At 46.2% G+C, this 12,577-nt stretch carries 13 protein-coding genes and 1 pseudogene; all 14 read right to left on the bottom strand.

The window, feature by feature from the left end; translation table 11 throughout:
* Window positions 1-2 precede the first annotated feature (2 nt).
* Window positions 3-1,184, bottom strand: a complete 1,182-nt coding sequence (gene traJ, locus HDC92_RS13845; RefSeq protein ID WP_183875322.1) for a conjugative transposon protein TraJ — start codon at window positions 1,182-1,184, stop codon at window positions 3-5.
* A gap of 4 nt (window positions 1,185-1,188) precedes the next feature.
* Complete coding sequence (locus HDC92_RS13840; protein WP_183875320.1) at window positions 1,189-1,824, bottom strand: TerB family tellurite resistance protein; 636 nt, start codon at window positions 1,822-1,824, stop codon at window positions 1,189-1,191.
* Window positions 1,811-2,497 (bottom strand): hypothetical protein, encoded by a 687-nt coding sequence (locus tag HDC92_RS13835; protein WP_183875317.1) that lies wholly within the window; start codon window positions 2,495-2,497, stop codon window positions 1,811-1,813. The genes HDC92_RS13840 and HDC92_RS13835 overlap by 14 nt, the downstream gene beginning before the upstream one ends.
* Window positions 2,484-3,197 carry a conjugal transfer protein TraI gene (locus HDC92_RS13830; RefSeq protein ID WP_317618094.1) on the bottom strand — a complete coding sequence of 238 codons (714 nt, stop codon included), beginning with the start codon at window positions 3,195-3,197 and terminating at the stop codon, window positions 2,484-2,486. The genes HDC92_RS13835 and HDC92_RS13830 overlap by 14 nt, the downstream gene beginning before the upstream one ends.
* Before the next feature lie 8 nt (window positions 3,198-3,205).
* On the bottom strand, window positions 3,206-3,589 hold the full coding sequence (locus HDC92_RS13825; RefSeq protein WP_183875315.1) for a hypothetical protein: 384 nt from the start codon (window positions 3,587-3,589) through the stop codon (window positions 3,206-3,208).
* Between the two features lie 86 nt (window positions 3,590-3,675).
* Entirely contained in the window at window positions 3,676-6,150 is a 2,475-nt protein-coding gene (locus HDC92_RS13820; protein ID WP_183875313.1) for a TraG family conjugative transposon ATPase, read from the bottom strand.
* A complete protein-coding gene (locus HDC92_RS13815) occupies window positions 6,147-6,494 on the bottom strand; it encodes a DUF4133 domain-containing protein (protein ID WP_183875311.1) in 348 nt (115 codons plus the stop codon). The genes HDC92_RS13820 and HDC92_RS13815 overlap by 4 nt, the downstream gene beginning before the upstream one ends.
* Before the next feature lie 147 nt (window positions 6,495-6,641).
* Window positions 6,642-6,752 (bottom strand): annotated as a pseudogene (locus HDC92_RS13810) (DUF4134 family protein); the annotation flags it as partial.
* A gap of 68 nt (window positions 6,753-6,820) precedes the next feature.
* The gene (ltrA, locus tag HDC92_RS13805) at window positions 6,821-8,116 is read right to left on the bottom strand and encodes a group II intron reverse transcriptase/maturase (RefSeq protein WP_183875309.1); all 1,296 of its coding nucleotides are present in this window, start codon (window positions 8,114-8,116) and stop codon (window positions 6,821-6,823) included.
* Window positions 8,117-8,635: 519 nt separating this feature from the next.
* Window positions 8,636-8,911, bottom strand: coding sequence for a DUF4134 family protein (locus HDC92_RS13800; RefSeq protein WP_183875307.1), 276 nt, complete (start codon window positions 8,909-8,911; stop codon window positions 8,636-8,638).
* A gap of 45 nt (window positions 8,912-8,956) precedes the next feature.
* Complete coding sequence (locus HDC92_RS13795) at window positions 8,957-9,433, bottom strand: hypothetical protein (RefSeq protein ID WP_183875305.1); 477 nt, start codon at window positions 9,431-9,433, stop codon at window positions 8,957-8,959.
* Between the two features lie 115 nt (window positions 9,434-9,548).
* Window positions 9,549-10,442 carry an RteC domain-containing protein gene (locus tag HDC92_RS13790; RefSeq protein ID WP_183875303.1) on the bottom strand — a complete coding sequence of 298 codons (894 nt, stop codon included), beginning with the start codon at window positions 10,440-10,442 and terminating at the stop codon, window positions 9,549-9,551.
* A 234-nt stretch (window positions 10,443-10,676) separates the two neighbouring features.
* Window positions 10,677-11,258, bottom strand: coding sequence for a response regulator transcription factor (locus HDC92_RS13785; RefSeq protein WP_183875301.1), 582 nt, complete (start codon window positions 11,256-11,258; stop codon window positions 10,677-10,679).
* A gap of 538 nt (window positions 11,259-11,796) precedes the next feature.
* Window positions 11,797-12,396 (bottom strand): Crp/Fnr family transcriptional regulator, encoded by a 600-nt coding sequence (locus HDC92_RS13780; RefSeq protein ID WP_183875299.1) that lies wholly within the window; start codon window positions 12,394-12,396, stop codon window positions 11,797-11,799.
* Window positions 12,397-12,577 lie beyond the last annotated feature (181 nt).

The following is a 12,577-nucleotide window of genomic DNA, read 5'->3' as shown; positions in this document are numbered from 1 at the left end:
GGCTAACCCTTTAATTTGTCTTTTAAATAATCATTTTGATCCCCGCCTGCCCTATCGGTATTGATCCTGCGCCAAAGGTCACCCATCGCGTCAGCAGCCATGCCGCCTGCGGCAATGCCCGTATTGGCAGCGGTAGAGCTGCCACCGGCTACCAGTGAGTTGACCTTTTGCAGCATGGCATTCCCGCCACCAGCATGTACAATGTAATTGGCCACATTAGGCACCGTGAAATAACCGACAATGCCAATGCAGAGAAACACCAAATACGCGGTATCTGCCGCAGAAAAGAAGGTATCGCCCTGCTGACCGATCTGGGAAATGTCGATTTTCAGCATGTTCTGCTGGATCTGACCCAGGATACTGCCGAAGATATTGGCCACCGGCAGCCACATAAAAATGTTGACATAACGGGCGATCCACACCGTAAGGGTATGCTGAAAACCGTCAAATACCGCAAAGCCGAATACCAGCGGGCCAAGGATCGCCAGCACGATCAAATAAAACGTGCGGATGGTATTGATACAAAGGGCTGCCGCTGCAAACAATACATGCAAGACCTCGGACATCCATTGCTTGATGCTGTTGCGGAAATTATAAGAATTCTTATCCAACCAGAACTTAATGTCATTGCCGACCCCTTCAAAAATGCCTTCACTTTCCCGGTCAGGATCTTTCGGATGCGTGTACCTATACCATTTATTGGAATCACCGGAACCGGTTTCACCGACATACATCTGCCATTGTTTGGTGTGCTTAATAGCAGCTTCCTTTTGCTTCAACAGCGCCACAATAGCCGCATCACTGTTTTTGACCATCGCACCGGTTGCCGAAACTACCGGCTGCAAAACGCCGTTCATCACCGAAATGACCATTGGGAAAAGCACAATGGCAAGGCCAAGGGCAAAAGGGCGCAATAGCGGGTAGAAATCCACCGGCTCTGCATTGGCAATGTGCCGCCATACCCGCGAGGCGATATACCAGAGGGCTCCGAACCCTGCTAGGCCACGGGCAACACCGATCAGCTTGCCGCAAAGCGGCAGCATATCCGAATACACGTTATCCAGTACAGGTTGCAGGCCATTAATGCTGCCAGCGAGGCCATTACCGTTCTGGGCAAAGGAAAATAATGGCAAAAGCATAGCTAAGACTGCAAGAAATGCAGTCGTAAAAAACTGTTTCATCATAAGCTTAGTTGGGTTTAAAGTAATTACCTAGACCTTGCAGATCGGACTTTTCCCGCTGCCTTTGGATATTCAGGATACTGTTCTGCTGGTTAAACGAGCGCAGAAAAATCAGCTTGTCGCGGGTATCCGCATCGATCCGGTCAATCGCCTGCATCCGCTCATCATCGCTCATGCGCAGGTTATTTGCTGTGATGACCATCGCCAGCTGATCCAGGTTATCCAGGCTTTCGTCAAACAGTTTCTTATAGACTTTAGAAAGGTAGGACAGTTCTGAAGCACTGAAATTTCCGCTGCTGTTAAATCGCTTAAAAGCAGATTTATACTCGGACACCAATGCCGCCTGCGCTGAAATGATGTCTGCGATCTTGTGGTATTTTTTCACTTCGGGACTGACCAGCCAAAGACCGTTCAGGAATACATCATGCAAAGAGAAATTCCCCTGGGCAATATTCTTCACGCTATTGTAGCCAGACGAGATAATGGTATAGCCGCGTTTCATATCGGTCAGAATGTTCTTGAGCTGGGACAGCTTCTCTACGTTCAGCAGCAACTGCTGGATTTCGGCACTTTGCGCGTGACCACGAAAGGATGCCATAAACAGCAATCCCAAAAGCACTAATTTTAAGTTACTCGATCTCATAAAACCTCCTTAAATCAGTTATCGTACCCTGTTCCTTTCGCTTTTGCAGAATCAATAGGCTGACATTCCCGCAAAAATCACGGGTAAATGCTGACTTATCCTCCATCCGCTCGTACACTTCATTCAGCCTTGCTAAGCGCTCATCGTCACCCATCTCCAGTTTGCCTGAGGTGATCACTAGTAGCAGTTCCTCCAAATCATTATAGCATTCCGCGATCACTTTTTCACCAACCGAAGCGATATAAGCCGCATGATCCGCAGAAAGTACATCAGCTCGTTTCAATCCATTAAAAGATTTGATGATGGACAATTGCAGGCCAATGATCTCCGCGACGCGCACATCATTTTTAACAGCCGGGCTTACTTTTTTCAGCCCCGAAACGAAGGCCTCATGCAAATTGAACTCCCCATTGGTGATACTTTGAACCGTCTGCAAGCCGCCATCTACGATTTGGTAGCCGTCCCTTGCAAAACCGATGTACACTTGAAGGGCGGCGATTTGCTGCAAGAGGTATTTCTTTTGCGTGCTTTTCTGCTTGAACCACTCGCTGAAACTTTGCGCATTACAGGTTGGGGCGGTTGCGGTCGCCAGTAACAGTATCGCTAGTAACACCGTAAAGGATTTTTGCTTGAATGAAAAAGCACTGATCCAATCCCATTTAATTGATATCATAAACCTCCTTTAGTTGTTTGGTTTCAAAAATGGACTTTGACCTGCCGATAGAAAGCGTAATGTTCTGATCGTTAAACTGTTTCAGGTCATCAAAATTCTGCTCCATTGCCTGCTGCGCGGCATTAATCATCTCCAGGCGTTTGGCGTCAGACATCTGGGTCTTAAAGGAACCAATCACCACAAATACCTGGTCGAGGTTCTTCAGGCTCGCTTTCAGTATACCTTCATAGACCTCTTCCATGTAAACCAGTTCTTCCGCTGAAAAATGCTTGTCCTTACGGAACAGCCCACTGGCCCATTTATATTCCTGAACGATCGCGGCTTGAGTGGTTGCGAGGCTTTTTACCTTTTTGTAAGCGGTAATCACCGACTTTACCTTGACCAGCTCATCATAATAGCCGGCGTATAAATTTCGTTGGCGTTCTGTCCAATCCGATATTTCTCCCAGCTTTAGTTTGTTCAATTGGTTCTCGATTACCTTCTGCGCATTTTGCAGCCAGATCGTTTCATTTTGCAGCCGCTGCACCTTCAGGTCAACAGCTTTGATCACTTTTTTTACGCCCGCTTTGATCACCTCGGCAATGGCCAGCTGGGCATTTGCTCCAGAGGGCAAACTCACCAGCAAGACCGTCGCCGTTAGCGGCAGCACTACCATATAGGTTTTGAGTAGTTTGCTCATATAGTTTAATAAATTCATCATTCTGTTAGTTAAATCCGTTTGTATTTCCTTTTTCCGGCAGTCAGGATGCTCCGGTCAGCATTGAAGGTGATCATTATCCCGTTCCGGCTTTCGGTCATTACCTCAGTACCCCGATCATAGACCGCCTTCCATTCTTCCTTTTCATATTGTTTTTTGCCTGGCCTGCCCTGATCATCCAGTAAGCTGAATCCCGTCCTGCGGTGAATCAGGAACTGGTTACCCTCGCCCTGTTCCACCACAAGGGTGTCATCCGCAATACTGAATTCGCTGCCAGCGGTGTTGACGAAAGTACCGTCAAAGGTTTCCCCCTGTACACAGCCAACTAATAATCCCAAAAGGAATAGTAGCGCCATCAGGCATTTTCCGGTGTTTAATTTTTGATTTTTTTCCATAGTATTTGATTTGTTTTTTAATGGCTGGAAAGCTTGCTTCGCAGGTCCATGGTAATTGATCTTGTTTTTAATTGATAAATAATGATTTAAAAAACTTTTACTCCCGAAAGGAGGTCTGCCGCAAGTGCGGCGATGCCACGGGCAACCGAGCCGTACTTGACGGCATATTCCTGCACTTTCAGCTTCTCGCTTTCCTCGGTGGTGTAGCACAGATACTCCTGCAAACTAACCTCTGTACGGTAGACTTTTGAGTGTCCGCCCAGGGAGATAAAGACCTCCTTATACTTCAGCTTGGGATCATTGGCCTTGTTCATCGACATGATCAAGGTCTTGTCTTTATCGGTCAAGCCCAGCAGCAGCTGGATCTGGTCAAACTTGTTCTGGTACTTGCTCTGGTCCAGCAGGATCTTACAATCCGAGTTATTGATGATGGCCTGCTTGACAATCGGCGAGGAAATAATATCCTCGATTTCCTGGGTCACCACGATGGCCTCACCAAAGAATTTCCTAACTGTTTTGAACAAAAATTGCAGGTAGGAAGCCATTCCGGCGGTCGCAATGGCCTTCCAGCACTCTTCGATCATAATGACCTTTCTCACCCCTTTCAGCTTGCGCATCTTGGAAATGAACATTTCCATAATGATGAGCGTAACCACTGGAAAAAGAATGGGATGACTCTTCAAATTATCAATTTCAAAGATAATGAAGCGCTCATGCAACAGATCCAGGTTCTGTTTGGCATTCAACAAATAATCAAATTCGCCCCCTTTATAATAAGGGTTCAGCACATACAAAAAGTTGTCGATATTGAAGTCGCTAGGCTGAACCTTACCGTCTTTCAGCACCACAAGATATTCCTGCATCAAAAACTCATAGAAAGAATTAAAGCAGGGAAAAATCGAAGGATCAGCCGCCAAATGCTCATAGTACAAGGTGAGGGCATTAGACACCGCCACATATTCCGAGCGCTTATAACTTTCATCCTCCCGTTTCCAAAGCGCCAACAGCAAAGTTTTGATGCTCTCTTTTTTTTCGGTATCCAGTACATCCGTTTCCCCGATATAAAAGGGATTGAAACAGATCGGATTTTCTTCGGAGTAGGTAAAATAATAACCATCGACCAGCTCACACAGCCCTTTATAACTGTGACCGATATCCACGATTACTACGTGCGCCTCCTGCTCAAAGTACGCCCTGGCCAAATGGTTGGTAAAAAAAGACTTGCCCGAGCCTGATGGCCCGATAATAAATTTATTACGCGCGGTGATCCAGCCCCGCTTCATCGGTTCATCCGAAATGTCCACATGCACCGGAACGCCCGATATGCGCTCACCCAGCCGAAGGCCAAAAGGTGACAGCGAACTGCGATACGAAGTCTCCATATTCAAAAAACAGCAGGCCTGCTCAGCAAAGGTATCAAAGGTCTCATTCATCGGAAAATCCCCTTCATTGCCCGGCATACAGGCATACCATACCTGCGGGGCACCATCAGTTTCCTGCTTGCAGACCGCATCCATTTTGGCCATCGCCGAACTCACCTTGTTTTTCAGCTCTGGCAGCTCCAAGGGATCATCCGTCCAGCATAGCACATTGAAATGCGCCTTTACCGGCAGCTTCTGCGTAGAAATCGCTTCATTTAAAAAGTCGTTGCAGGCATCACGGGAAATCGCATTTTCACGCGAATAGGCCGATAGTGATTGCAATCGCAATTTTTTGGCCTCCAATCCTTTCATAGTCTTCTGCGCATCGCCCACCACAATCACCTGGTTATACATGTGGTTACAGTCCAGGAACAAGCCCAAAGGTGAAGCGAAACCAATGCTGTATTTGCTGCGCTCAGTCGAATACGCATCATAGTCTACGCGGCTGCCGCAAAACGCAGGCAAATCGGCCGCATCAGCAAGGGTAAACAGCTGGCAATGCTGATCACCCACACGCAAGCCGTCTTTTAAGTGAATGTCACGGATGATCGGCTGCTGATCTTTTCCCAGCAGAAACATATACCGCTCAATGACACCAGGCCTATTCGCTGTACCGGCCAATTTATCATCACCCAAACGCTCCAATGAAAACAAGCCACTATCATTAACGATCCGCTCAAAGGAACTGGCGGCAGAAAGGAAATTCTTAAATACCGCCTCATCCCGCTGCTGAACTGGCGCAATAGACTTGCGCAGGATATTGGAATACGCCGAAGAAGACAACCTTCGCCCCGTAGGTGTCTGGGTCAGGATAACATAACTCTCATGCTCCAGGTACGGCCGCTCGTTAAAATGTTGCTCGGAGGCATGGGCCAAACTACTTCCGGATAGCGCGGCACGCTGGAAATCTGCCGCAACCTTCGCTTTGATAAAAATATCCATCTTGTGAAAGATCGACCCAGTGGTCAAGACCCGGATCGCTTTGCACAGCGCCTGTTGACCGGCATCAAAATTACCGGCCGATAAGGTTCCGGTCTCCGCGCCATGAAACCGGAAAGCAATACTCAGATCCCCCTGCATCGAAAGAATCGCATTATGTTCTACCTTCCAGATCGGAAAGATTTTTTCCAGGTTCATCATGCCGCCTGCCTTTCCGCATTGCTCTGCAATACCTTAAGTCCGGTAAACACCCGCCTGGAATTCACCCGCAGGTAACTTGGCAAGCCACGTTTTGCCAAATACTTTTCCAGCCCGTGTACACCAAAGCGTTTGGATAGCCTACCCACAGCCATAAACAGTCCGGTTCCCAAACCAAATACCAAAGGCAGGATGAAATACAAACTCACTCCCAGCAGGTACAGTGAAACAAAGGTCAATAACAGCAGCACTAAGCCTCCGGCCAGATAACCGATGTATTGCCCTTTCAGGCCCGAAAATTCGATAGGCTTATTTATGCCCTTATTGATCTGATAGATTAAACTCATAAACATATTTTTAGTATCAAGCGGATGGAGCCTCGCGGTGCCATCTTGTACAAGCTGTGCTACGCCCCGCCCGCCTGATAGGTGATTAATGATTTTTTCACAGGTCTCTTATGGTTTCAAAGGTGTTCAAGAGATCGCTGCGCTTAGTTATATGCCGAAGAAAGATTGCAGCACGGTAGCTACAACCACCAGAAAGATGCAGGAGCCAAACCAGGCGGCTGCCACTTTGCTTGTATCCGGCTCGCCGGCATTCCATTTTTGAATCGAGTAGGCCGAGGGAGTCTCACCCATCAGCCTCTCACAGAACCGTACGTGAAAGTCTCCTCTCATACGGCTCTTCTTATTCGGTCACCAGCAAGTTTCTTGCGATTTCGCAAGCTTGCAGTGGGCTTAACTCCCCAAGACCAGTGCGCAAACAAATCAGGTTTCGTCAATGCGATGTCCCCCAGTCTATGTACTGCCTGTGTCTTGAACTTTCTAAACCCTTTAAACTTGTTCCGAACCCAGCGAACTAGCTTCATGTTTACCCTCATTAGGACTTGCTTCAGCACTTTAATGTGAAATTTGCCGTAATAATTTATCCATCCCTGAATGATAGGATTGATTTGCTTTGCAATCTCTTCGAGCGTGATCTGTACCCAATAATGATGGTTCCACTTTCTGATGGTCTCCCATATCTTCGTCCTTGCTTTCTTACTGATTGCAGGCGCAAAGTTTAGGAACACCTCACCATGCGGGTCTATCGCCCTGCGTGGTTTGAAAGTGTAACCAAGAAAATCAAATGATACACAATCGTATTCGATCTCTCTGTGATTCTTCTTGCAGTAAACAATTTTAGTCTTAGCCTCGCTAAGTTCCAGCTTGCAGTCTGCCAACCTTTTCTTGATGCAACGTTTCACGAATTCTGCCTGTTTGAGGCTTACACAATGGCATATGATATCGTCTGCATACCGCTCGAATGAAATGTTGGATTGCTCCTTTTTCATCCACTCGTCGAATGCGTAGTGCAGGAACAGATTTGAAAGTATCGGTCCTATAACTGACCCTTGTGGTACTCCCTTCGTTCTTTCCACTAACGTTCCATCTTCCAACTGGTAAGGCACGGTCAACCAGCGTCTAATGTACATCATCGACCATGCGCATTGAATGTGCTTCTGCATGGCTTTGATCAGAAGTTCGTGATCTATGTTATCGAAGAAGCCTTTGATGTCTAAATCAACGACCCAATGGAACACTTGACATCTTTCTCTAGCTTTCGCTATAGCATCAAGTGCCGATTTCTTCTCCTGATAAGCAAAAGAATCCTCATGAAAATGTGGTGCTATTGATGGGTTTATCGTCATCACGACGACCATCTGTGCAACACGGTCTGCAACTGTTGGAATGCCAAGAGGTCTTAACCCGCCCCCAGTCTTTTGTATCTCTACAAATTTTACTGGTGGTGGTACATAGCTACCTGAACTCATGCGGTTCCAGATTTTGTACAGATTGTCCCCAAGCTTTTGCTCGAAGTCCAATAACGATACGTTGTCTACTCCCGCGGAGCCTTGGTTTGCTTTCACTCTTTTGTACGCTTCCATTACAAGCTGTTTTCTAATTTTAAATGACTTTGCGTCTTTCATTTTAAATCCTCCTAGTTTTACTTAGTTGTTCAAATTAATTCGCTGAATAAGCTGATCCCTTCGCTCCACTTCCATTACAGAAGTTTCATCACTACTACAGATCAGTCTGCCCCTGTATCTGGACATCGGTACTCTCATTCTCACAGGTTCTCTGCTTGAATTTCTCCCTTAGCATTCCAGAACAGGTTCCCATGTTCCTTGTAAACGCCTCTGTGCAGCTCGTGCCATCTCTATACCGGATGCCGTCAAAGCAGTAAGCAGGTTTCCCTTTGACTTATCCCGAGCCAAGTATAGGAGCTCGGTTTTGACATCAACTTCCATATTTCGGTACCTCATCAATGGTTCAATTTCGTTCACCTTCTGCACAGTTACCTGCCGGAATCTAGTCCGACTTTTCACGTATCGCTCACGACCAAAGCTCTTTACTAAAGCCGCATACGCTGGTTTGGAACCTCCTCCTGTAAGGCGGTTCCGAGGGGCCCACCCTCATCATCTACAAAGCATCGATCTAGCTGTTATTCAGACAACCAAATCGTTCATGGCACACAACACTTTTATAGCCCCTATGATGCCTAAAACTGCACCGATGGCGTACATCAGGTTACAACCCGCGTCAAAGTATCCTTTGACCTTGTTGGTCGCTTCATTGATCCCCGCCGCCCCATCTTGCGAAAAGGCAAGTGAGCTAAAAAGCAGGTTGGCGCACAGGATCGCAAAGCAGACCAGCAGGTATTTTCCAAGAAATTTTCGCCAGATTTTTCCCGTCTTTATAGATATATTTTTTGTGTTTATCATGTAATGAATTGAGGTGATTGAATAATTAATTGTCCCGGCAGATGCCTAGTTCCAGAGGTCTTCCAGTTCTTCCGGAGACAGCTGAAAGGGGACGCATTCACGGATGAAGGCATTCAGTTCCCCCACCAAAGTGCTTTTGGATGCCCAGGGATATTTCGCGCGGATCATCGGAAACATCACAAAGAAATCCTCCTTGCTGCCGTCCTTTTCGGCCAGCACCTTGCAGATGTCGCGGATGTCTTTTTGCATATCCGGCACCGCGCCCAGTTGCTTTGCCTTATCCACAAATCCGAAGTCCTCAGCTGAAACCACGCTCACCCCTTCTTCCAAAACCGGTTTGCCCATCAGCTCCTCTGCTTCGTCCGGAATATCATCTACTTCAGCTTGCCAGCGATGAGCCAGAGGCGGAGAAGCCTTATTTCTGCCACGAATCAAAAAGAACCAAATGAGCAGTCCGGCCAGCACCACAAAACCCACAGCTAGGGCCAGATGCAGTCCACAAAATGATTGAAATTGTATCATAATTACTTTGCTTTAGTCCCGCCGCACCATGCGACGGGATAACAAAAGCAAAGTTTCAAAGAAGCCGAAAAAGGATATCTACAGGGGTGACAAATAACTCATAACACCTTCATAATCAATCGCCAGAAACCAGATCACTCTCCGGTCTAGCTTCCAGGGAATTCTCGTGATCCATATAATTCAACAGCTCGGTGCGGCACAGATCCATGAAATGCGTCCGGCTCAAACGCTTACGCCGCTTGATCTCCCTGAAACGATTGGAAGGAACACCCAGCTCAACACCCAAGGTTTCCTCCAGCCAGCGAAAGATTTCCACCAGACTGGCTTTCCCGTTATTGAACTGCTTACCTAACCAAAGGCCATACCCTAGTTCGACCATATTGATCAGGTCGCCCGTATACTCAAAGTATTTCTTGACAGAACCTGACGGAATAACAGTACTACCCAAATCAACTTTTTCCAGCCCTTTCATTTCTTCCAAAATGTATTCCTGCAAAGACTCATAGGCAGAAAATAAGGCAAACAGGTATTCCCCGCAGGTTGAAAAATCTGGATCAATCTCTGGCAGTTCCAGCAAGACCGGCGAGGCGATCACTGCCCCACGCAAAAACAGGATGTCATCCATATCGGTGGCACCGGAACGGTAATACTCATAATATAAACGGTAACGTTTCAGCAAACTCGAAATGTGAGCCAGTTCCGCAAGGTAGAACTTGCGAATACTCTTACGATGGCCAGAAGGCTTACGATTCAGCAGGCCAAACAGCCCAGCATAATAAATCTTCAATGCAGTCCATTCCGCCTTTTCAAACTTAAAAAAATAAATCTCTTCCAGGTCATCATCAAAAGGAACCGATAGCACCTGAACCCTCGCGCGGTTAAAAAATTCCGCGATCTGCTCCATGATGCTGTTAAACTTTTCCACCATCGACAGTTCGTTTCGGCCAGCCATGAGTTTTACCCCAAGTTGCAAGTCACGAAAGCCTTGCTTAAAATTGTTTTTACGCATAGATATAGATTTTAAATAAATCCCGCCGACCGGCTCCCGCTCAAATCGGGACCCTAAGCAATCGGCAGAAATAAGTATCATCTCTTCATAGGCACATTTATTTTGGTCAACTCCAAAAGTGCAGCAAAAGATACCTGTCCGCCAATAGTGAAAACTCACGATTTCACACAAAAAAGCCTCACAGCAAGCTGTAAGGCAGGTAATTCAGGGATTGTCCCCACAAAAAAAAATCGTTTATTTTTCAGGTACGGTCAGAAATTTGTGAAGCAACGCGGTCTTGTTATTTACCCCTGCTTTTTTATAAGAATTCTGGGCATGCGAATCGACCGTCGAGGTAGAAATATGCAGCAGTTCTGCAATCTCTTTATAGGTTTTTCCTTTGGCAAGAAGCGAAACGACCTCAATTTCCCTGACCGTAAGTAAACATTTCCGGCAGTTGTCCAAAAAAGGATCAGTGGGTTCTTCCGGAATATTGGCAACATCCGGCAACTCAAGTGCCTCCGGAAAATCAGGCGAATCAGATAAACCACGCGAAGAATGCTCATCACCCTTATTCAAAAAAGTAAGGTACATCAACCCAACAGCAAGCAAAAGAACGGACAAGTTCACAATAACCAATCGATGCAGATCGGTCATCGAGCCCAACGTGCAGTTCCAGACCACCAGCAGCAGCAATACCAGTAGCGGAACCCAATCTTTTCGCTGAAAAGTAGGATAACACCGGAAAAGCTGATAACCCATCAGGGTCAGTTCAAACAATAAAAATAACCAGCAAACAACAGGGGACTGAATTTTAACAAAGGCAAAGGCACGCATCAATAAGGAATTAGATTAAAAATACCTGAAAGCGCCAGCGGGATCTATGCAAATGAAGGAAATCAATTAAGGGTATCGACACACGCTTGACCTGCCGGGCAGCAGGATGAACTATCACGATTTCTGTGATAGCGCGGGATGCAATGCCCCACACCGGAAGGGACTGGAACCCCACTAGAGTACAGAACAAAGCAAGCCCGCGCTTCCGCAGGCGTTGCACTTGTTCCCGACTCTAGTATAAAATTTCCAGTTTTTCCGGTCAGGACGCGTTTAACGCTATAAATATCTCAAGCAAACAATTATGTCTGTGTCGTAATTCGTATTTTAAAGTTGAACAAAGATAAAGAATCCTTCGGGTAATACCCTAAGATCCTCAGCCTATACAAAGGCGCAAATTTACATTGGTTAACAAACATAGTATAGAAGATTAATTGCATTAAATTTCGGTATAAAACGAAGTGCCTTAACCTCTAAAAAAGTAGCCCTTTGTATAAAAAAGGGCAAATACCTAATGCTTAGCACTTTAATTTCACAAGACCTAAGGCTTAAATAATTTCGCACGGACATTCCGCAACGTACTTTCACCGATCAGCACATAAGAGGCAATGTCAGCATCGATCATTAGGCCACCCGCTGGCAGAAACTCTGGGAATTCCATGTAAAAATCATACACCACCTTTTCCGCATCCCGCGTTAATAACCGAACCCGCTCAAGTTCTTTACGATTGGTGTCCGCCATGATCAATCTGGACAAATCCTGGGTACTGGGGAACCTGTCATAAATAATTTGCATATGTTCAAAGCTGATGCCCAGCACATAACTTCCTGCCAGACCCACCAGATCATAGTCAGAAGGTTCCTGAGCAGTAAAACTAAAATCAGCTAAAATCGCATGTTTTTTAGCAATGCTTAACACCTGATTATCACCTAAAACACTGCTGCCGTACGTGGCCACAAAACCACGGCCCACATACAGCGCATCCGTGATCGGCCTCTTCTTTCTAAACAAAACATCACGCTCCAAAAGATCTTTAACACTCATATTGGCTCGCAGGTATTCCCGCAACTCCAGCGGCTGACCCTTATAGCTACAAAGGTCTTTGTACAATTCATTAACGCATTCATCATATTCATTCATAGGGGATAGATTGTAATTTGTATAATGTGACTTAAAATAGATTACTAACCATAAAAAAAGGGCTAGGTGCAATCCTGCAACCTAACCCCTAACTATTATTATCCAAGACCTCCGAAAATCGGTTTAACAAAGTGAGTATAACTAGCATGATGCAAAAATGAGCTCGTCCGGCCTTACGCCC

Origin of the sequence: Pedobacter sp. AK017, assembly GCF_014200825.1 — a bacterium.
Classification (GTDB): domain Bacteria; phylum Bacteroidota; class Bacteroidia; order Sphingobacteriales; family Sphingobacteriaceae; genus Pedobacter; species Pedobacter heparinus.
The sequence above is the reverse complement of the archived record's forward strand: the minus strand, read 5'-3'. Positions and strand labels throughout refer to the sequence as shown.

Coding starts and splice junctions, on each gene's coding strand:
- HDC92_RS13835 (WP_183875317.1), bottom strand. CDS start 2,497: ATGATATCAATTAAATGGGATTGGATCAGTGCTTTTTCATTCAAGCAA.
- traJ (WP_183875322.1), bottom strand. CDS start 1,184: ATGATGAAACAGTTTTTTACGACTGCATTTCTTGCAGTCTTAGCTATG.
- HDC92_RS13840 (WP_183875320.1), bottom strand. CDS start 1,824: ATGAGATCGAGTAACTTAAAATTAGTGCTTTTGGGATTGCTGTTTATG.
- ltrA (WP_183875309.1), bottom strand. CDS start 8,116: ATGAAAGACGCAAAGTCATTTAAAATTAGAAAACAGCTTGTAATGGAA.
- HDC92_RS13790 (WP_183875303.1), bottom strand. CDS start 10,442: ATGCGTAAAAACAATTTTAAGCAAGGCTTTCGTGACTTGCAACTTGGG.
- HDC92_RS13795 (WP_183875305.1), bottom strand. CDS start 9,433: ATGATACAATTTCAATCATTTTGTGGACTGCATCTGGCCCTAGCTGTG.
- HDC92_RS13820 (WP_183875313.1), bottom strand. CDS start 6,150: ATGATGAACCTGGAAAAAATCTTTCCGATCTGGAAGGTAGAACATAAT.
- HDC92_RS13780 (WP_183875299.1), bottom strand. CDS start 12,396: ATGAATGAATATGATGAATGCGTTAATGAATTGTACAAAGACCTTTGT.
- HDC92_RS13830 (WP_317618094.1), bottom strand. CDS start 3,197: ATGATGAATTTATTAAACTATATGAGCAAACTACTCAAAACCTATATG.
- HDC92_RS13815 (WP_183875311.1), bottom strand. CDS start 6,494: ATGAGTTTAATCTATCAGATCAATAAGGGCATAAATAAGCCTATCGAA.
- HDC92_RS13800 (WP_183875307.1), bottom strand. CDS start 8,911: ATGATAAACACAAAAAATATATCTATAAAGACGGGAAAAATCTGGCGA.
- HDC92_RS13785 (WP_183875301.1), bottom strand. CDS start 11,258: ATGCGTGCCTTTGCCTTTGTTAAAATTCAGTCCCCTGTTGTTTGCTGG.
- HDC92_RS13825 (WP_183875315.1), bottom strand. CDS start 3,589: ATGGAAAAAAATCAAAAATTAAACACCGGAAAATGCCTGATGGCGCTA.